18 protein-coding genes are annotated in these 19,050 nt (G+C 70.7%); 11 read left to right on the top strand and 7 right to left on the bottom strand.

All coding sequences use genetic code 11. The annotated features are described in order from the left end of the window. The first annotated feature begins 112 nt into the window (after window positions 1-112). The 3 genes from OG746_RS21975 (at window position 113) to OG746_RS21965 (ending at window position 2,845) form a co-directional block, all read left to right on the top strand. Window positions 113-919, top strand: coding sequence for a SigB/SigF/SigG family RNA polymerase sigma factor (locus OG746_RS21975; RefSeq protein WP_266717056.1), 807 nt, complete (start codon window positions 113-115; stop codon window positions 917-919). Between the two features lie 133 nt (window positions 920-1,052). Further along, window positions 1,053-2,141: a glutamate--cysteine ligase 2 gene (locus OG746_RS21970; RefSeq protein ID WP_266717054.1), complete on the top strand. Its 1,089-nt coding sequence runs from the start codon at window positions 1,053-1,055 to the stop codon at window positions 2,139-2,141. 299 nt (window positions 2,142-2,440) lie between these two features. Beyond that, on the top strand, window positions 2,441-2,845 hold the full coding sequence (locus OG746_RS21965) for an FKBP-type peptidyl-prolyl cis-trans isomerase (protein ID WP_323179645.1): 405 nt from the start codon (window positions 2,441-2,443) through the stop codon (window positions 2,843-2,845). Window positions 2,846-2,906: 61 nt separating this feature from the next. On the opposite strand, the gene OG746_RS21960 is transcribed toward OG746_RS21965, so the two are convergent. Continuing rightward, window positions 2,907-3,623 carry a sulfite exporter TauE/SafE family protein gene (locus OG746_RS21960; protein ID WP_266717052.1) on the bottom strand — a complete coding sequence of 239 codons (717 nt, stop codon included), beginning with the start codon at window positions 3,621-3,623 and terminating at the stop codon, window positions 2,907-2,909. A 54-nt stretch (window positions 3,624-3,677) separates the two neighbouring features. Between OG746_RS21960 and OG746_RS21955 the strand changes: the two genes are divergently transcribed. The 7 genes from OG746_RS21955 to OG746_RS21925 all read left to right on the top strand — a co-directional run bounded on the left by OG746_RS21955 (window position 3,678) and on the right by OG746_RS21925 (window position 10,913). Next, a complete protein-coding gene (locus OG746_RS21955) occupies window positions 3,678-3,815 on the top strand; it encodes a hypothetical protein (RefSeq protein ID WP_266717050.1) in 138 nt (45 codons plus the stop codon). Between the two features lie 100 nt (window positions 3,816-3,915). Then, window positions 3,916-4,800 (top strand): helix-turn-helix transcriptional regulator, encoded by an 885-nt coding sequence (locus OG746_RS21950; protein WP_266717048.1) that lies wholly within the window; start codon window positions 3,916-3,918, stop codon window positions 4,798-4,800. Between the two features lie 201 nt (window positions 4,801-5,001). Then, a complete protein-coding gene (locus tag OG746_RS21945; protein WP_266717046.1) occupies window positions 5,002-6,270 on the top strand; it encodes an MFS transporter in 1,269 nt (422 codons plus the stop codon). 253 nt (window positions 6,271-6,523) lie between these two features. Further along, the gene (locus OG746_RS21940) at window positions 6,524-7,324 is read left to right on the top strand and encodes a hypothetical protein (protein ID WP_266717044.1); all 801 of its coding nucleotides are present in this window, start codon (window positions 6,524-6,526) and stop codon (window positions 7,322-7,324) included. Window positions 7,325-7,530: 206 nt separating this feature from the next. Beyond that, window positions 7,531-9,057 carry an FAD-dependent oxidoreductase gene (locus OG746_RS21935; protein ID WP_266717042.1) on the top strand — a complete coding sequence of 509 codons (1,527 nt, stop codon included), beginning with the start codon at window positions 7,531-7,533 and terminating at the stop codon, window positions 9,055-9,057. A 73-nt stretch (window positions 9,058-9,130) separates the two neighbouring features. After that, a complete protein-coding gene (locus tag OG746_RS21930) occupies window positions 9,131-10,276 on the top strand; it encodes a hypothetical protein (RefSeq protein WP_266717040.1) in 1,146 nt (381 codons plus the stop codon). 4 nt (window positions 10,277-10,280) lie between these two features. Next, entirely contained in the window at window positions 10,281-10,913 is a 633-nt protein-coding gene (locus OG746_RS21925; protein WP_266717038.1) for a TetR/AcrR family transcriptional regulator, read from the top strand. Between the two features lie 84 nt (window positions 10,914-10,997). Here OG746_RS21925 and OG746_RS21920 read toward each other — a convergent pair whose 3' ends face one another. The 6 genes from OG746_RS21920 to OG746_RS21895 all read right to left on the bottom strand — a co-directional run bounded on the left by OG746_RS21920 (window position 10,998) and on the right by OG746_RS21895 (window position 16,652). Further along, on the bottom strand, window positions 10,998-11,840 hold the full coding sequence (locus tag OG746_RS21920; protein WP_266717036.1) for an SDR family oxidoreductase: 843 nt from the start codon (window positions 11,838-11,840) through the stop codon (window positions 10,998-11,000). A 211-nt stretch (window positions 11,841-12,051) separates the two neighbouring features. Next, entirely contained in the window at window positions 12,052-13,290 is a 1,239-nt protein-coding gene (locus OG746_RS21915) for a cytochrome P450 (protein WP_266717034.1), read from the bottom strand. 224 nt (window positions 13,291-13,514) lie between these two features. Further along, window positions 13,515-14,750, bottom strand: coding sequence for an NAD(P)/FAD-dependent oxidoreductase (locus tag OG746_RS21910; protein ID WP_266717032.1), 1,236 nt, complete (start codon window positions 14,748-14,750; stop codon window positions 13,515-13,517). Continuing rightward, window positions 14,747-14,947 carry a ferredoxin gene (locus tag OG746_RS21905; RefSeq protein ID WP_266717030.1) on the bottom strand — a complete coding sequence of 67 codons (201 nt, stop codon included), beginning with the start codon at window positions 14,945-14,947 and terminating at the stop codon, window positions 14,747-14,749. The genes OG746_RS21910 and OG746_RS21905 overlap by 4 nt, the downstream gene beginning before the upstream one ends. A gap of 71 nt (window positions 14,948-15,018) precedes the next feature. Beyond that, on the bottom strand, window positions 15,019-15,672 hold the full coding sequence (locus tag OG746_RS21900; RefSeq protein ID WP_266717028.1) for a TetR/AcrR family transcriptional regulator: 654 nt from the start codon (window positions 15,670-15,672) through the stop codon (window positions 15,019-15,021). 185 nt (window positions 15,673-15,857) lie between these two features. Beyond that, entirely contained in the window at window positions 15,858-16,652 is a 795-nt protein-coding gene (locus tag OG746_RS21895; protein ID WP_266717026.1) for an AfsR/SARP family transcriptional regulator, read from the bottom strand. 121 nt (window positions 16,653-16,773) lie between these two features. Here OG746_RS21895 and OG746_RS21890 point away from each other — a divergent pair, with 121 nt between their 5' ends. Next, on the top strand, window positions 16,774-18,990 hold the full coding sequence (locus OG746_RS21890) for an MMPL family transporter (RefSeq protein ID WP_266717025.1): 2,217 nt from the start codon (window positions 16,774-16,776) through the stop codon (window positions 18,988-18,990). Window positions 18,991-19,050: the final 60 nt, after the last annotated feature.

Raw genomic sequence — 19,050 nt, 5'->3', positions numbered from 1 at the left:
ACAACGAGCACGAGCTTGGGAAAACAGGCTCGCTCCAGGGGTACGAGCCACCCGCAACGGGTGTTGATCGGCCCCTGGTCATCTTGCTGACCGCGACGATGAGGAGCGAACCATGGCCACACGTCACGTGCACGACGATGCCCCTGACACCGAACAGGACTTTCTCCGGCTCGCGAACACGCCCGAGGGACGCGAACGGGACACACTGGTGGAGCAGTTGGTGGAGGCCTGGCTGCCCATGGCACGCCGTCTCGCCGGCCGGTACCGCAACAAGGGCGAGAATCCCGATGACTTGAACCAGGTCGCGGCTCTGGGCCTCGTGAAGGCCGTCGAACGTTACGAACCCGGGCGCGGAGTCTTCGAGGCGTACGCGGTTCCCACGATCACCGGCGAGCTGCGCCGCCACTTCCGTGACCACACCTGGGACGTACGCGTCCCGCGGCGCGTCCAGGACCTGCGCAACAAGGTCCGTGTCGCCCGCCGGGACCTGCTCGACGAGCCCGATCACCGCCACGAACCCGACCTGGAGGAGATCGCGGCCCGGGCCGGGCTGACCCTGGACGAGGTCCGCCGGGGCATGGAGGCGCTGGAGAGTTACAGCAGCCTGTCCCTGGACGCCGAACTCGGCTCGTCCCAGGACGGAGGGGACGCAATCAGCCTCGCCGACACGCTCGGCCAGGAGGAGCCCGAGTACGATCTGGTCGCCGACCGGGAAGCAGCCAAGGAAGGCCTACGGACACTCCCGGAGCGTGAGCGCTCCATCCTCTACATGCGCTTCTTCGAGGACATGACGCAGTCCCACATCGCCCAGGAGATGGGCGTCTCCCAGATGCACATCTCCCGCCTCATCAGCCGCAGCTGTGCCCAGGTACGGGAGTACGCGGCACCTGACATCACCGAGAGTCAGCAGGCTGCCTGACGGTTCAGACGACCCCCCTCCCGCCCCCGCTCCGAACGGACATAGCGGCTCGTTCGTTGGGCACGCGGAGAGAACTGTTCACGCACCGGCACAGGGCCGATCGTGCGCCGGTTACCTGAAAGGAACGTGCCGCATGCGCAGTGTCGGGGTGGAAGAGGAACTGCTGCTCGTCGACCGTGACACCGGCGAGGCACGCGCCATGTCGAGCGCGGTCATGGCGGTCGCCGCCCGCGAGGGCGATGAGGCCTTCGAGGCCGAACTGCACCGCGAGCAGCTGGAGTTCGCCACCAGCCCGCACGAGGCGACGTCGGATCTCGCCGTGGACATCGCCCAGTGCCGCAGGGCCGCCACCGATCACGCGGAGAAGCTGGGCTGCGCGGCCGCCGCTCTCGCCACGTCCCCGCTCCCGGTGAGCCCCACCGTGGGTACCGGTGCACGTCACCAGTGGCTGGCGGAGGAGTTCGGCCTGACCACGCAGGAGCAGCTCACCTGCGGCTGCCACGTCCACGTGTCCGTCGAGTCGGACGAAGAGGGCGTCGCCGTGCTGAACCGGATCCGCCCCTGGCTGTCGGTGCTCGTCGCGCTGAGCGCCAACTCGCCGTTCTGGCAGGGCAAGGACTCCGGGTACAGCAGCTATCGCAGCCGGGTGTGGGGGCGTTGGCCGTCCGCGGGGCCGGTGGAACTCTTCGACGACGCCGCCGCGTACCACCGCCAGGTCGAGTCCATGGTCGCCACCGGTGTCGTACGGGACGAGGGCATGGTCTACTTCGACGCCCGGCTGTCGGCCGCCCACCCGACCGTCGAGGTGCGCGTCGCCGATGTGTGTCTCGAACCGTCGACGACCGTTCTGCTCGCCATGTTGGTACGTGGTCTGGTCGAGACGGCGGCACGCGAGTGGCGCTCCGGCGAGCCCGCTGCCGACCACCCCGTGGCGCTCCTGCGCCTCGCGGCCTGGCGCGCAGGCCGCTCGGGCCTCGACGATCAGCTCGTGAGCCCCCTGCTGATGCAGCCCGTACCGGCCCGGACCGCCGTGGACTCTCTCCTGGAACACGTGCGGCCCGCACTGGAGGACGCCGGTGACTTCGAAGAGGCCCAGGCACTGGTGTCCCGGCTGCTGCGCGACGGCAACGGCACCCGCCTGCAACGCGAGGCCTTCCGGCGTACGGGCAGCCTGCGGGAGGTGGTCGCGGAGTGTGTGCGCAGGACCCACAGCGGCGTGTGAGGCGTCCGCCTCCGCACAGGCGGCACCGAAGTCAGGTCTGCCGCGAGTGCACCGGCCCACGCCGCCGATGAAGAGCACCGGCGCGGCCACCCAGGGCGCGATGTCCAGCGGGTGCCACCGCCACGATCGTCACGTCGAGCAGGCTCATGAAGCCGGCCACCAAGGTGGCTGCCGGATTCGGCGTGCTCCGTGGATCGGCATCCTCGGTAGCGTGGCCATCTACTGCACGGGGTGTCCATGGGAGGCCATGGGTCCGGCCGGCCCCTGCAGGTCCCCCGACGGAAAGTGATGAGGCGGCAATGAGTGAACTGACGAAGCCCGAGGTCGACGTTCCGGAGGGCGAAGCTCCCACCGAGCTGACCATCCGCGACCTGGTCGTCGGGGACGGGGCCGAGGTGAAGCCCGGCATGGTGGTCAGGGTCCACTATGTCGGGGTGACCTTCGCGTCCGGGAAGGAGTTCGACGCCTCCTGGGACCGGGGCGAGCCGTTCAAGTTCGCCGTGGGCGGTGGCAAGGCCATCAAGGGCTGGGACCGCGGGGTGAGGGGGATGAAGGTCGGCGGTCGGCGCGAGATCATCGTTCCCCCGCGTCTCGGCTACGGCAATCAGTCGCCCTCGCCGTTGATCCCGGCGGGCTCGACCCTCGTCTTCGTGGTGGACCTGCTCGACTCGTATTCCAGGACAACCGGGTGGAGCAACTCCTGACGAGCTCGTGCATCCATCACTGCGATTCACCACGCCACAGCAGGCACTTTCGCAACCAGCCCTAGAGGCCCCACAGCCCCTTGCCCACGGCCAGGGCGCCGCCCGCCACGGCGAGGCCGAGCACCATCACCCGGACAGCGCGTTCAGGGACGCGCCCGGCCAGGCCCCAGCCCACGAGGGCGCCGGCGGTGAGAGCCGCGCCCGCCACCCACCAGGCCCGCCGGTCGAGCCCCGGCAGGCCTCCGGCGGCGACCGAGACGACGTTCACCACGACGCCGTAGAACTGGGCGTTCGGCACGAACTCGCGCATGGACCAGCCCGCGTTCACTCCGTACAGGGACATCGGGGGTCCGCCGACGCCGGCCGCCGCGTTCATGAATCCGCCCGCGCCGCCGGCGGCGAGCGCCCCGCCCGTGCCGCGGAGGGCGGACAGCCGCAGTCCCCGCGCGACCAGGCCGACGGCGAGGCAGACCAGGGCACCGAGCACGACCATCAGGACGGGTTCCGGCAGTCGGGCCGCCGCCCAGGTCCCCACCGGCACCGTGCACACGGACGCGGCGACGAACGGCGCCATCGCCCGCAACCGCACCCGGCGCCAGCCGCCCGCCAGGCCCGCGCAACTGACCACTCCCGCAGCACAGTTGGCGAGCAGCACCCCGTCGTTCGGGCCGAGCAGAAGCACCAGCGCGGGCACGGCGACCAGCGCGAAGCCCATCCCGGTCAGCCACTGCACGCATCCGGCGACCGCGACTGCGCAGGCCAGCACCACATCACTCACCGCGCGAGCGTAAGAGCCCACGAGCCGGAGAAGAACCCCTGTGACAGCGTAGCCGTGGCGTACCACGAGGAACACGGCCCGCAATTGCCGACGGCGGTGTTCACCGCCGTCGGCACCTACTGCGGCCTGTCCATCGATGAGGCCGCGGTGAAGGCCGGCAGTCTTCCCGGCGTGCTCGTCCCCATGCCCTGACCACCACAGCCGACGACGTCGACCCCCACCATGGAGCATCTGCCGTGGGGGGTAACGACAGGGTCCCCCACCTTCGGCGGCGTCTCCTTACGCTGGCCGCATGGACAACCGGCAAGAAGTCAGTGCATTCCTGAAATCGCGCCGCGCCAGGATCACCCCGGAGCAGGCGGGTCTGCCCGTGTACGGGCAGCGGCGGGTGCCCGGGCTGCGCCGGGGAGAGGTCGCGATGCTCGCCGGGATGAGCGTCGAGTACTACACGCGCATGGAGCGCGGCAATCTCGCGGGGGCCTCCGACAGCGTCCTGGACGCCCTCGCCCAGGCCCTGCGGCTGGACGACACCGAGCGGGACCACCTGTACGCCCTGGCGCGGGCGGCCGGCAGCAGCCCGGCGCGCGGCCGGCGCCGGTCGAAGAAGGCGACCGTTCGGCCCAGTGTGCTGCGCATCGTCGAGGGCCTGCACGACCAGCCCGCGTACGTGCGCAACAACCGTATGGACATCCTGGCCGCCAATCCGCTTGCGCGGGCCCTGCACTGCGAGCTGTTCGCGACCGCGGCCGAGCCGGTCAACACCTGCCGGTTCGTCTTCCTCGACCCGCGGGCCACCCGCCTCTACCCCGACTGGGAACGGGTGGCCCGCGAAGGCGTGGGGGTGCTGCGGGTCGAGGTCGCCAAGAACCCCTACGACCGTGAGCTGTCGAACCTGATCGGTGAGCTGTCGACCCGTAGTGACGCCTTCCGCACCATGTGGGGCGCGCAGGACGTGCACGTCTTCACCGAGGGCACGAAGCGGTTCCTGCATCCGGCGGTGGGCGAGATGGAGCTGGTCCACGAGACCTTGGACCTGCCCGGTGACGACGGCCTGTCCATCACCGTCTACAGCGCCGATCCCGGGACACCCGCCGCCGACGCCCTGCGGCTCCTGGCCAGCTGGGCCGCCACCCAACGGCAGGAAACGGCCGCGGAGCAGTCCGGCGCCGAGGGCTGACGCCGAACCCCGTCCCGCCTCGGCGCGGAGGGGTGCCCTGCCGTTACCCCTCACGAACGTGACTGTTTGCCGCCCGCCGCGACTGGTTCCGTAGATCTCGGCGGGGTGTTCACGCCCCCGCCGGTACGTCCCCACGGCACGTCCGCCCCCGGTCGCTCTCCAGCGCCCGCCGCGCGTGCCGTCCGATCGAAAGGACCCTCGGTGACTTCCGCCGCGTCCCCCTCCCCCACCACCGGGCAAGGCCCCACAGCCGGCGCTTCGCCGGAGCACGACGGCAGCGCGCCCGTCCTCACAGAGAAGGTCAAACTGCCGCCGGTGGTATGGCTGTTGGGTGCCATCACCTTCATCATGGGCACCAGCGAGATGATCGTCACCGGCCTGCTGCCGCAGCTCTCCGGCGCCCTCGGGGTGAGCGTGTCCAGCGCCGGGATGCTGATCACCGTCTTCGCCGTCGGCATGATGATCGGCGCCCCCGTGATGTCCCTGGCCACCCTGCGCCTGCCACGCCGCAACGCATTGATCGCCGCACTGCTCGTCTTCGCCGCCGGCCACGTCGTCGGCGCCCTGAGCTCCGGCCTGGGGCTCGCCATGGTGGGCCGGTTCGCCGCGGCGCTGGGCAACGGCACCTTCTGGGCCGTGGGCGCGGTGATCGCGACCGCCGCCGCGGGCCCGGCCGCCGGCACCCGCGCCATGGGCGTCATGGTCGGCGGCACCACCCTCGCCAACGTCGTCGGCGTGCCCCTGGGCACCGCCGCCGGCCAGCTGTCCGGCTGGCAGACCCCCTTCTGGGTGCTCGCCGCCCTCGCCGTGATCGCCGCCGCTGTGATCGTGCGCCGGCTGCCCGCCGACCGTGGTGGGGCCGACGGCACGCTGCGCGCCGAGACGGCCTCGCTCAAGCACCCGCGCCTGTGGCTGGTCTACCTGGCCATCGCGCTCATCCAGGGCGGCGTCATGGCCGCCTACAGTTACGTCGCCCCGCTGCTGACCGACCGTGCCGGCCTCGCCGAGGCGGCGGTGCCGCTGGCGATGCTCGGCTTCGGCGCCGGCGCGCTGGCCGGTACCACGCTCGGCGGCCGCCGCGGCGACAGCAAGCCCTACGGCACCCTCATCCCCGCCACCGCGGCTACAGCCGCGATCCTGGCCGCGATCACCCTGTGGGCGACCAGCAGCGTTCTCGCCGTGGTCCTGGTCGTGCTGCTCGGCGCCGCCGGCTTCGCGACCAATCCGGTCGTGGTCGGTGAGGTGGTCCGCGTCGCCGGAGCCGGCCGGGCCCTGCCCATGGCGCTGGCCACGTCCGCGTTCCAGGTCGGCATCGCCCTCGGCTCCTGGCTCGGGGGCGCCGCCCTCACCTCCGCCTTGTCCCTGCAGGGGCCGCCGCTGACCGGCATGATCCTCGCCCTTCTGGCGCTGGTGCCGCTGGGCCTGCTGGCCGCCTCGCGGCGCAAGGCGGGAACGGTGACGGAGAGCTGACCGGGGCCGGGGCCGGGACCGGGAGCACGTTCACCTGCCCCCGCCCGGCAGCGGTGGCTCTGGGTGCGCGAACACCCCCTCAACGACAGGGTGTTGCGGTGTCTCAGGGGCACGCGCAGATCGTCATCACCTCGTAACTGCGCTTCCCCCGAACACATCCGATCAGGCAAGCTCAAGATCGAACAAAGGCGCGGCCCGACTGGCCGACTGGCCGACCGGCCGCACATCCATACAACAACGGGGGAACCACATCATGTTTCGCAACCACCGCCGCAAGGCCGTCCTCACCGCCGCCGCTCTGATGGCCACGACCACTTTGCTCACGGCATGCCAGGGAGGCGCGGACGGGGGCGACGCGTCGAGCAGTTCCGGGTCGTCGACCGCGGCCTCGGATGCGAAGGAGAAGTCCGGAGCCGACGGTGCGGGTTCCGCGGGCGGCAGCACGGAGTCGCAGGCCGGCAGCGGTTCCGGTTCGGGGGGTACGTCGCAGGGCAAGGGCGTGAGCGGAACCTGGTTCGGCACCGTCTCCTACCTGGCGCCCGGCAAGTACACCGTCAGCGACCTGAAGGACACCGAGCAGGCGTTCTTCACCTCGACCGACACCAACATCCAGGGCGCCGGCCGCATCTGCGGCGACGCCGAGGGCCAGGCCGCCACGCCGTGCACCGAGAAGGAACTCGAAGCCGCGGCAAAGAAGGGCGTACCCGCCACGGTGAAGGTCAAGAACGGCACGGCAGTCAGCATCGTCGAGGACCACTCCAGCAGCGGTGGCGGCGACTCGGACACCGTCAAGCCGAGCGGCACGCGCTCCGGGGAACTCGGCTACCTGGCCCCGGGCAAGTACTCCCTGGTCGACAGCGACGGGAACACCAGCTCGTTCTTCAGCGCCACCGCCACGACCATTAACGGCAACGGCTGGATCTGCGGCGAGAACGGCGACAACAAGCGCTGCACCGAGGGCGAGCTCGAAGCCGCGGCGAAGAAGGGCGGCGTGCGGGTCGTCGTCAAGCTCTACAACGGCGCCGCGGTCACCATCGACGAAGAGCACAACTGAGCCACCTCCGGCCCGACTCTCTCGTGAGCCCCCGGCAAGTGGGTCCGACGTTCCGGACCTCTCGTCGGGGGCTCACGACGTAAGGAGTCGGCCGGACGGATCGACATCGAACTCCCGCGGAAAGCCTGGCGCCTTCGAGGTGCAGCTGTTAGCTTCCCCTCCCGTCAATCATACATTCAGTCACAGCATGTATGAATGGAGGGGCCATGCAGGGAAAGACCGCCGTGGTACTCGGTGGCAGCGTCGCGGGACTGTGCGCCGCGGGTGCGCTCGCGCGCCATTTCGACAAGGTGATCGTCCTGGAACGGGACCAACTCCCGCCGGACGCCGAGCATCGACGCGGTGTACCGCAGAGCAAGCACCCGCACTTCCTGCTCAACTCCGGGCGCCGCGCGATCGGTGAGATCTTCCCCGGCTTCGAGGACGCGCTGATCGCCGCCGGCGGCATGCTCCTGATGCCGTCGCTGGACGCGGCGTACTGCGAGAACGACGGCTGGGCCGCGCGCAAGTCCAGTTCGATGACGATGGTCTACAGCTCCCGCGTGCTCATCGAGCGGGTCCTGCGCGACAAGGTCCGTGAGCTCCCTGCCATCGAGATCCGCGAGGGCGTGGCCGTCACCGGACTGCGTACCAGCGTGGGCGGGTCAACGCCCGGGCGCGTAGAGGGAGTTGAGTTCCGCACGGAGGACGACTCGGGCTCGCTGGACGCCGAGCTCGTCGTCGACGCGCTGGGGCGGGGCTCCTCCGTGGCGGACTGGCTGAGCGGGGCGGGGTGGCCGGCGGCCGAGGAGAGGACCCTCGACGCCAAGGTCACCTACACCTCACGGTGGTACGACCTACCGCCCGCCGACCGGCGTCCCGCGTCGTGGTGGTGGAAGCACCTGGTCGTCACCCCGACCCAGGACACCGGCGACCACCCCGAGGAGCACGAGTTCCTCAGCAACTTCTTCCCGATCGAGGGTGATCGGGCCATCGTGTGCATGGGGGCGTGGGGCCTGCGGATGCCGCGCGACGTGGACACGTTCGAGGCCGCGGCGGACCGTGTGCGGGCGGCGGCCTTCGGGCGGGCGATGCACGACAGCACGCCCACGTCCGAAGTGCACCTGACCCGCTCGACCGGAAACAAGTGGCGCCGCTTCGACCTGCTGGACCGGCCGCCCCTCGGCCTGGTGAGTATCGGTGACTCCATCTGCGCGTTCAATCCGTTCTACGCCCAGGGCATGAGCTCGGCGGCCCGTTCCGCGCTCATCCTCGCCGAGCTGCTGCGCGCCCGCGACACCCTCGACGGCGCCTTCTTCCGCGAGTTCCTCGATCGGCAGAAGGAGTCGCTCGACGTGCCCTGGATGCTCGCGATGGCCCGCGACCAGGCCTACGACTTCGCGACCGGCACCGAAGTCGTCCCCACCTGGCGCCGCAGGATCGCCGCACGCATGAGCTGGCCGGTCTTCAACGCGATCACCGCCACGAGCCGCGAGGACGACTACGTGGACCGGACGTTCACCGCCGTCTTCAACCTCGACAAGTCGCTGCGGGAGATGGCCACCGACCCGCGCTTCTGGCTCCGTATCGCGCGCTACAAGGTGCGCGAGCTGCTCGGCCGCACGGTCGTTCCCCACGGCTTCGACGACCAACAGGACCCGCCCGGAACCGACTTCACCGGCATCACGAAGGCCAACTCCCGGACCTACGAGAACCGTTCGCCCGCCACCGAGACCGACCTCGTCAACGACTGAGACACCACCGCCGACCGACTGGAATCGCCCCGAACCGACTGGAACCAACCGGAACCGACTGGAGGAGTGACGAATGGGCTACTCATGCGACGCCGCGGCCGAGCGCCTCGCGGAAGGGCTCGGCTTCTCGTGCCATGACGCGGCTCCGATCGTGGATTTCCGCAACCCGTTCGGCCTGGAGAGCGGCACCATGCCGTTCCTGGAACTGCTCGTCATCGGCGGGGCGGTGTTCGCCTTCGTCCACGCCTGGCGGCGGTGGCGCCGCGACGGCGACCCGGTCAACATCTCACTGTGGTTCGCCTCGGTCGTCTACCTGGCGGTGATCGAGCCGCCGCTCTACTTCCCGAGCTGGTTCGGGCTCCAGGAGCACGTCGGGTTCATCTTCTCCCACAACGTGTTCACCGTGCAGTTCATGTACGACCGGCTGCCGCTGTACATCGTGGCGTTCTATCCGGCGCTGTCGCAGCTCGCCTACGAACTCGTCCGCGTCCTGGGCGGCTTCACCCGGCGCGGCCGCCTTTCCGGTCCGGTCGCCGGGTCGCTGGCCGTCGCGTTCGTCTGCCAGGTGTTCTACGAGATCTTCGATCAGCTCGGGCCGCAGCTGAAGTGGTGGGCCTGGAATCCCGGCAACACGATGATCAACGAACCGGCGCTCGCCTCGGTCCCGATGAACAGCATGTTCCTGTTCGCGTCGGTGTCCTTCGGTGCGATGACCTACCTCGTCGTACGGTTCGTCGGCGCACGGGACGGCCGTGCCGCGCTCACCGGCCGGCAGGTCGGCCTGCGCACCGTGGCGGCCGGTGTCCTGACACCGTTGGCGATGGGCATCGCCGGGGTGCCCAGCAACCTCTTCGCGGGCGGGGACCAACTCGGCATCCAGCGAGCCATCCTCGGCGTCGAGATCGCCCTCGTCTGGATCGTCGGCCTCTACCTCCTCGCGGACGTGTGGCGTGCGCGCCGTTCGCGGCCGATGCCGGTTCCGGCCGCGTCACCGGGGTTCGCGCGGACGTATCCGGCGCTGTACCTCGTCGTCCATGTCGTGCTCTGGCTGGTCGCGTTGCCGGCCTACGTCGATGCGTCCAGCGGCGTCACCGAGCAGGGCACACCGGTCGGCAGCCTCTGGTACACCGCTCTGCGCGCCGTCGCCGCGACCGCCCTGGTCGTGGCCGCACTCCGCGCAACCAGGCCCCAACCGGCCGTGGAGCCTGTGCGATCCTGAGGCCATGGGGCACCACGGCTGGGGAGGCCGACCTCCCGCATCGGACGCGGAGGCACGGCAGCGGATCATCGACGCGACCGCCCGCTGCGTCGACCGGCACGGCGTCACGAAAACGACCCTGTCCGACGTCGCGGCCGAACTCGGCGTCACCCGCCAGACCGTGTACCGCCACTTCGGGCGACTCAGCGACATCGTCGCCGAGGTGGCGGCCCAGGGCGCCGAATCGTTCGTCGACCTGATGATCGCGCACCTGCAAGGCATCACGGACCCGGCCGAAGCCGTCGTCGAGGGCATGGTCTTCTGCGTACGGACCATCCCCACCGAGCCACGCCTGAGCCTTCTGCTGCAACTCGGCGACACCACCGCCTTCGGCCGCGGCGCCACCACCAGTGACACCATCGCCTACGGCGCCAGGATGCTGCGGCGCTTCCCCGTCGACTGGGCCGCCGCGGGCGTCGGCGACAAGGACCTCGACGGCCTCGCCGAGATGATCATGCGGCTCCTGACCTCACTGCTCCAGCACCCCGGTGAGCCACCACAGGACGAGACCCGACTCCGCACCCTCCTCAACCGCTGGCTGGCCCCGGCCCTGTCCCGGACGGCGGCGTCGGCGCGCGTGACGGGTGACTCGGCCTGACCAGTCGAGCCGAGCCGTCCCGGCCATGAGCGTCAGCCTTCGAACTCAGCGGAGACTGCAACCGCGGCCATCATGTGAGAGCGATCAACTGGCCGTATCTGTGGCCCCGCCTGACAGGAATTCGCGAGCCCCGCGCATCCTGGTGCGGAGACTGCGCTGGGTTCCGCTGCTGTCCAGACGCACGTCCAGCGGTCCAGGCACGCCCGTGTCGGCCCGTCGCCGCGCAGGCAGAGTGGCCGGGTCGAGGCCATCGCGGCGAGCGATCAGGAGGCCGAGTTCGTGACGGCTGACCGCGTCCGGCCCTGCGACGTGGCGGATTCCGGCGTGATCGGAGGACGCTAGTTCCAGAATCGCGGCAGCAAGGTCCGACACATGCACGGGGCAACGGACATCGTCGGTGAACAGGGCCCCGTCACGGCGCCCACCGGACAGCTCATGCACCAACGTCTCGTGCGCGGAATCCCCATCGCCGATGATCAGCGACGTTCGGGCGATGACGGCTGCCGGGGCCAGCAGACGGATCGCTGTCTCGGCGGCGGCCTTCGCAGCGCCGTAGGGCGTGATCGGATCCGGTGCAGCGGCTTCGTCGTAGTAGGCCTGTGCTCCGGAGAAGACCGCGTCGCTGGACACGTGCACCAGCCGTGCTCCCCGGCCGACTGCGGCCATCGCCACCCGGATGGCTCCCTCCGCCGTGGTCGCCCAATCTGCCTTCCGTGAGGCCGCGTTGACCACAACACGTGGATCCACTTCGTCGAGCACCGAGGCGATCTCCGCACGATTGCGGAGGTCAAGCGGCAGCCACTGAACCTCGGAGGAGCGGCCGGGGTTCCTCATGAAAGTCGCGGCAACGGCGTGCCCGGAAGCTGTCGCCTGTCGTGCCAGTTCCCCGCCGAGGAAACCGCTGCCGCCGATGATGAGCAAGGTCATGACCCGACACACTATGCCGAGAAGGACCGCCTAGCAGGGGTGCGGTGACCGGTGGAGGGCGGTGAGGAGGACGCGACCGGCCCTCTCGCCAACTCCCGCTCCAGGACCAGGAACAGCGCCTCGCTCAGCTTCGGCCGGGCAGCCACGATTTCGGGTCGGCGGCCTCCGCCGGCCTGCGCGCCAGCAGTCGGCGGGCGGGCCGCTCGGTCTCTTACCAGGTCACGGGCAGTGCGTGCAGGCCGTAGATGATGGCGTCGTATTTGAAGGGGATCGCGTCGAGGTCGTCGACGGCGCGGAGGGTGGGGATGCGGCGCAGCAGGGTCGGGTAGATGACCTGGAGTTCCATGCGGGCCAGGGGCTGGCCGACGCAGTGATGGGCGCCGGCGCCGAACGCCTGGTGCTGGCGGGCGTTGCGGGTCAGGTCGAGGCGGTCGGGTTCGGGGAAGACCGAGGGGTCGCGGTTGGCGAGTTCGCCGAGGAGGATGACGCCGTCTCCGGCGCGGATGGTGTGCCCGGCGACCTCGATGTCCTCCATGGCGGTACGGCGGCGGCCGAGGTGGACGATGGAGAGGTAGCGCAGGAGTTCCTCGACGGCGGTGCGGATGACGGCGGGGTCGTCCGTGTCGCGGATCAGGGCCAGTTGGTCGGGGTGCTGCAGGAGCAGCAGCGTACCCAGGCTGATCATGTTCGCGGTCGTCTCGTGTCCGCCCAGGAGCAGCAGCACACCCATGGTGGCGGCCTGGCGGCGGGTGATCTCGCCGCTCTCGATCTGCGTGCAGAGGCTGGAGAGGAGGTCGTCGCCGGGTTCGCCGAGCTTGCGGCCGACGAGGTCGTCGAGGTACGTGGCGAGGTTGGTGTGGGCTGTCCCGCGTTCCTGGGGTGAGGCGGTGGCGGAGACGATGCTCTTGCTGTTGGCCTGGAAGAACTCGTGGTCCTCGTACGGGACTCCGAGCATCTCGGAGATGACCAGGGAGGGGATCGGCAGGGCGAGGGCCTGGACGAGGTCGGCGGGCTTGGGGCCCGCCAGCATGGTGTCGATGAAGTCGTCGGTCATCTTCTGCACGCGGGGGCGCATCGCCTCGACGCGCTTGATGGTGAAGGCGCCGCTGACCATGCGGCGCAGCCGGGCGTGTTCGGGGTCGTCCATGCCGACGAAGCTCAGGTCGGTGCTGCCCGCGTGGGCGTGTGCCGGGTCCACGGGGCTGGGGAAGCCCGGCCGGGTGAACTCCACGCTCAGGCGCGGGTCGGACAGCAGGGCCTTCTGTTCGGCGTGCCCGGTCACAGCCCAGGGAGTGCTGTCACCCCAGGAGCGGACCCGGGTGACGGGGCCGTGTTCGGACAGCGCCCGCATGCCGGGAGACGGGGCGAAGGGGCACTTCGAGGAGCGCGCCGCAGGGAAGTCGGGGATCTCGGGTGTGCCGGCTTCGGGGGTGGCAGGCGTGGTGGTCATGATGTCCTCCGGTGGGGGCCGCCTCCGTCGTGCGAAGGGTGGGAGGCGTGCGCGGATCAGTCGGTGGGTGACGGAAACGTGCGAGGGTGCGGCGTAGTGAGAGCCGCTGGGGTGGCAACCGGTTCGGGCGGCGGGCTTCGGGGCACGCGCGGTCGGCCTGCCGTTGCGGTCAGCCGGTGACGTGTGTGGGCCGAGGCGTACCTGTCACTCGGTATGGGCCCTCGTCAGCGCGAGGCGGCGGCGGGTTCGACCCGGGGTGCGGGGGCGTACCGGTCGAGGAGGGCCTGGCGGTGTTGGCGGGCCTGCTTGGGCATGTTCCAGCCGAGGACCGCGATGGGGCGCCCCTCGTCGTCGAGGTACTGCGCGACGAACCGGCCCTGTTCCGTGTCACCTTCGACGATGTGCACGTTCGCGGTGGGTGTGGGCAGCCCGTACACCTGGATCTTGACGCCGAGTTGGTCGGTCCAGAAGTAGGGGACGGGACTGTAGGGGCGGTCCTCGCCCAGGATGTTCGCCGCGACCAGCATGGCCTGCTCGGTGGCGTTCGTGCGGTTCTCCAGCCGCAGCGACCGTCCGAGGCCTTCGTGGTGGAAGCGGGCCACGTCTCCCGCCGCGTAGATGCCGTCGGCGGCGCGGCAGCGGGAGTCGCACTCCACGCCGTCCCGCAGCGCCAGTCCGCTGTCGGTCAGCCAGTCGGTGGCGGGGGTGCTGCCGACCGCCGTGACGACGAGATCGGCGGGAAGGGTTTCGCCGTCGACCGGACGGACACCGGTGACGCGTCCGTCGGCCGTCTCCAGCCCGTCCACCAGTGTGTCCGGGCGCAGCCGCACTCCGTGTTCGGTGTGCAGTGCGGCAAGGCGCTGGGCGATGTCGTAGCCCAACTGCGCCTGCATCGGCGCGGTTTGAGGCCCCGTCATGGTGACGTCGGCGCCCATGAGGCGGGCCGTGGCGGCGATCTCGGCGCCGAGCACGCCGTCGCCGACGACCACGACCCGCTCGGCCTTCAGCAGTTCCTCGCGCAGCCGGCCGGCGTCGTCGAGGGTCCGCAGCACATGCACGCCCGTCGCGCCCTTCGCGCCCGTCGCGCCCTTCGCGCCCGACAGGCCGGGCAGCCTGCGTGCGTGCAGTCCGGTGGCCAGTACGACGGCCTCCGCCCGCAGCTCCGCTCCGCTCGCGGTACGCACCGTGCGCGTGTCGGCGTCGAGGGCCAACGCCCGCTCGCCGAGGACGAGTTCGGCGTCCAGGGCGTCCAGCACGTCACGGGTGCGCAGCTGCGTGCGCTCGGCCTCCCAGGTGCCGGCGAGTACCTGCTTCGACAGGGGCGGGCGGTCGTACGGCGCGCCTTCTTCCTCGCCGAGCAGCGTGATCCGTCCGCGGTAGCCCTTGCGGCGCAAGCTCTCCGTGACGGCGAGACCCGCGGCACTGGCCCCGACGACAAGCACGTCCGACGGCGTACTCACGCGTCCTCGTGCAGGTGGATGGCGGCGGCAGGGCAGACGCCTGCGGACTCGCGGACTCCCTCGTGGTGCTCTGCTACGGGCGCGGCGTCGAGCAGGATGACGATGCCGTCATCGTCACGCTGGTCGAACACTTCAGGCGCGATCACTACGCACTGGCCCGCGCCGCAGCACTTCTCCTCGTCAACAGTTATCTTCACGCTGTCTCCCTTGTCGAGTCGAGTCGGGTCAGGCCGGACGGCGTTGGTTCGCACCGGCCTGTAACGGTCTTTCAGCGACGGGTGGTGGGCGCGGCGAGGAGCCCCACCAGCGCGTCCTCCAGCGCGTCGGCGATGCGCTCCCAGGACGGGCCGGGCTCGGCCGGGACTTCGGCGAGGGCGCGTTCGCGCTCCGCGCAGGTATGGGTGATCAGATGGCGGGCCATCTCCGCGCGCTGGGGGCGGACTTCGGGAGGCACGATGTCGTACAGGCACCGGCCCAGCCCCTGAAGGGTGCGGCGCAGGCTGTCACGGGTGAGGGACTCGTCCGTCACCAGCGTCCGCATCAGCGGGTCGGTCATCACCTGCGCGGCGAACCGCGCGTGCCAGGACGGAAAACCGAGGGCCGCGTGATACTCGGTCACCGGACGCAACAGGCAGCGGACCCAGTCCCGCAGGTCGTCGCTGTCGCCGGCGGCCTCCACGTAACGTGTGCGGATCACGTCGACCTGATCGCCGTGCCTGGTCATCATGGCCCGCACGAGGGTCGCCTTGCTGCCGAAGTGGTAACTGACGGCCGTGGTGTTGCCCTGGCCGGCCGCCTCGCCGATCTGCCGGTTGGAGACATTCGACAGCCCGTGCTCGGCGTAGAGGCGCTCGGCCGCGGCCATGATGGCCTCGCGGGTGCCGGCGCCGCGACCGGTGCGGGGCTGGGTGCTGTTCACCATGTCAGGCTCCTCGATTCCGCGCTCTTGATCACTAGACCTCACACTTCCAGTTAAGTCAACCGACTGACTTAATATCTGGTCCGGCCAGGTGGGCGCGACGGGCCGGAAACGGAAGCAGGGTCACCCGTGCCCCTGCGGGATTCGAGTCCTCGTACACGAGGCCTGGGGTCTGAGGCCTCAGGGATTCACCGCACGCCGATCCCCGCCAGCAGATCCTCGTCCTGCCGCAGGATGCGCGCATGCAGTGCGCGCAGCGTCGGGCCCGGGTCCGCGCCCAGGGCTTCGGCGAGGCGGTGCCGGGTCGCCTCGTAGGCGGCGAGGGCTTCGGAGGAGCGGCCGGTGCGGTAGAGGGCGTGCATCAGCAGCTCCACCGGACGCTCGCGCAGCGGGTGCGCGGCGATGAGCCGGATCAGCTCGTGGACCTGCTCGAAGGAGCGGCCGTGGGCGATCTCGCCGGCCAGCCGTTCTTCCTGTACGGTCACGCGCTTCTCCGCCCAGCGCTGACGTTCGGCCTCCAGGTAGGGGGCACGCAGGCCCTCGGCGAAGTCACCGCGCCACAACTCTTCCGCGCGCCCGACGAGTTCGGCGGCCGCAGGCAGGTCGCCGGCGTCCCGGGCGGCGATGGCCCGGTCCACCAGGGAGCGTCGCTCGCCCAGATCGTCGATGCCCGCGCCGGCCAGCCGGTATCCGCCGCCCGTCCAGGTCAGGTCGACCGCATCGCCGAGGCAGCGACGCAGCCCGGAGACGTACTTCTGCACCAAGTTCCGTACGTGGCGCGGCGGTTGACTGCCCCAGACGGCGTCGACCAGAGCGTCGTACGAGATGGAGCGCCCTTCTTGCAGGAGCAGGACGGCCAGGACGGCCCGCTGCTGCGGCGGGCCCAGCGGCACCTCCTGTCCGTCCGCGCCCAACACCCGTACCGGGCCCAGCATTTCGAACCTCAACACCCGCTCGGCCTTCACGTGCGCCCCCTCACCCATGGGGCGAGGGTAGCCCGGGTGGCGTTCCAGCGGTTGTTCCAGCGGGCGTTCCAGCGCTCGGTCAGCGGTGGCATCGAGCCTGGCGGTCACGGAACACCCACCCTGGGAAAGGCAGTTCACCATGCTCACCGCTCTGGCCCGGCTTGCCGTACACCGAGCCCGCACCGTCCTCGTCGTCTCCCTGCTGGCCTTCCTGGGGCTTGCCGGGTACGGCGCGGGCGGGCTCGCGGAGCTCGATCTGTCGCGGTGGAACTCACCGGGGACCGAGTCCGTCCGGGCCGGGGAGGTGCTGCGCGAGGAGTTCGACACCGGGAACCCCAACGTCGCCCTGCTGGTCACCGCCCGCGACGGCGACGTCGACAGCGCCGCGACCCGCCGGGCGGCGAACCAGCTGCAGCGCGAGGTCGAGAAGGTCCCGAACGTCACCGACACCACGTCCTACTGGCAGGCGGACAGCCCCGCCCTGCGCGACAGCGACGGCCGCCGCGGACTGCTGCTCGTCCGCCTGGAAGGCAGCGCCACCGACACCCGCGACCAACTGGCTGAGCTGTCCCCGCGGTTGCCCCGCACGGCCGGTGCGGCCGTCGACGTCCGCGTCGGCGGCCAGGAGGAGATCTCGCGCCAGGTCGGCGAGCAGGCGCGGACGGACTTCCTGCGCGCCGAACTGTTCGCGCTGCCCGCGATCACCCTGCTCCTGATCCTGCTCTACCGGCGCACGGTGGCGGCCCTCCTCACGGTCGCCGTCGGTCTCCTCGCCGTGGTCGGGACGCTCGCAGGGCTGCGGGCCATCGCGCAGTTCACCGAGGTGTCGACGTTCGCCGCCAACCTCGCGCTCGTGCTCGGCCTCGGACTCGGCGTCGACTACAGCCTGTTCGTCATCAGCCGCTACCGGGAGGAACGGACGGCCGGCCACGCACAACAGGAGGCGGTGGCCCGGGCGACGGTGGCGGCGGGCCGTACCGTCCTGTTCAGCGGCGTCACGGTGGCCGCTTCGCTCAGCGCCCTGCTCGTCTTCCCGTTCTTCTTCCTGCGCTCCTTCGCCTACGCGGGCGCGCTGGTCGTGCTGACGGCGCTGGCAGGGGCCGTGATCCTGCTGCCGGCCGCGCTCTCCCGCTGGGGCGACAAGGTCGAACGCCGGTCCCCCGTACGCCACTCCGGCCTGTGGCACCGCACCGCGCTCGGCGCGATGCGCCGCCCGGTGTCGTCCGGGATCGGCGTCCTGGCGATCCTGCTCCTGGCCGGCGCGCCCCTGCTCGGCCTGCGCTTCGGCCTCCCCGACGAGCGCACCCTCCCGGAGGGCGCCTCCTCCCGCACCACGTCCGAGATCATCCACCGCACGTTCCCTGCCGAGCCCACCGACACCGTCCACCTCGTCCTGCGGGGCCCCGCCCCCGAGCCCGCGGCCCTCGCCTCGTACGCCGCCGAACTCTCCCGCATCCCGGGCACGTTCCAGGTGGACGCCCCCACCGGCGCCTATCGCGAGGGGCAACGTACCGGCGCACCCGGCCAGTCCGGCCTGACCTCCCCCGACGGCCGCGTCCGCATCGCGCAGATCCCCACCCAACAGGCCATGTACGGCAACGTCCCGGCCTTCGTCGACCGCATCCGGACCACCGAGTCACCCACCACGTCCGTCCTCGTCGGCGGCTACCCGGCCGAGACCACCGACTTCCGCGCCACCCTCCTGGACCGACTGCCACTCGCCGCCGGAATCGTCCTCGGAGCGACGTACCTCCTGCTGTTCGCGATGACCGGGAGCATCCTGCTGCCGCTGAAGGCGACGATCCTCAACCTCCTCAGCCTGTCCGTCATGTTCGGCTGCCTGGTGTGGGTCTTCCAGGACGGCCACCTCTCCGGCCTGCTCGGCTTCACCGCGACCGGCTCGATCGAACCGAGCATCCCGGTCCTGATGTTCTGTGTGGCCTACGGCCTGTCGATGGACTACGAGGTGTTCCTGCTCGCCCGCATCAAGGAGGAGTACGACCGCACGGGCAGCACCCGCCCGGCCGTCGCGGAGGGCATCCGTAGGACCGCCCCACTGATCACCGCGGCCGCCGGCATCCTCGCCCTGTCCTTCCTCTCGTACGCGTCGGGCGGCGTGCTCTTCCTCAAGGAGCTCGGCATCGGCACCGCCCTGACGATCCTGGTCGACGCCACCCTGATCCGCGTCGTCCTTCTCCCGGTCACCATGCGCCTGGCCGGCCGCGCCAACTGGTGGGCCCCGGGCCCGCTGCGCCGCCTGCACGACCGCATGCGGAAGTCCTCCGCCCTGTCACCGGAGAGCGAGCCGGAAGACTTCACGCCACCGTCGTCCCGTGAGCTCAGCACGAGGCGGTGACCTCTTCGATGCCGCGCGGTGAGTACGCCGTGCCGGTGCTCGGGAAGTGTTCGAGTTCTT

This window comes from Streptomyces sp. NBC_01016, assembly GCF_026341035.1.
Classification (GTDB): Bacteria; Actinomycetota; Actinomycetes; order Streptomycetales; family Streptomycetaceae; genus Streptomyces.
This window is presented reverse-complemented; position numbering and strand designations above follow the sequence as displayed.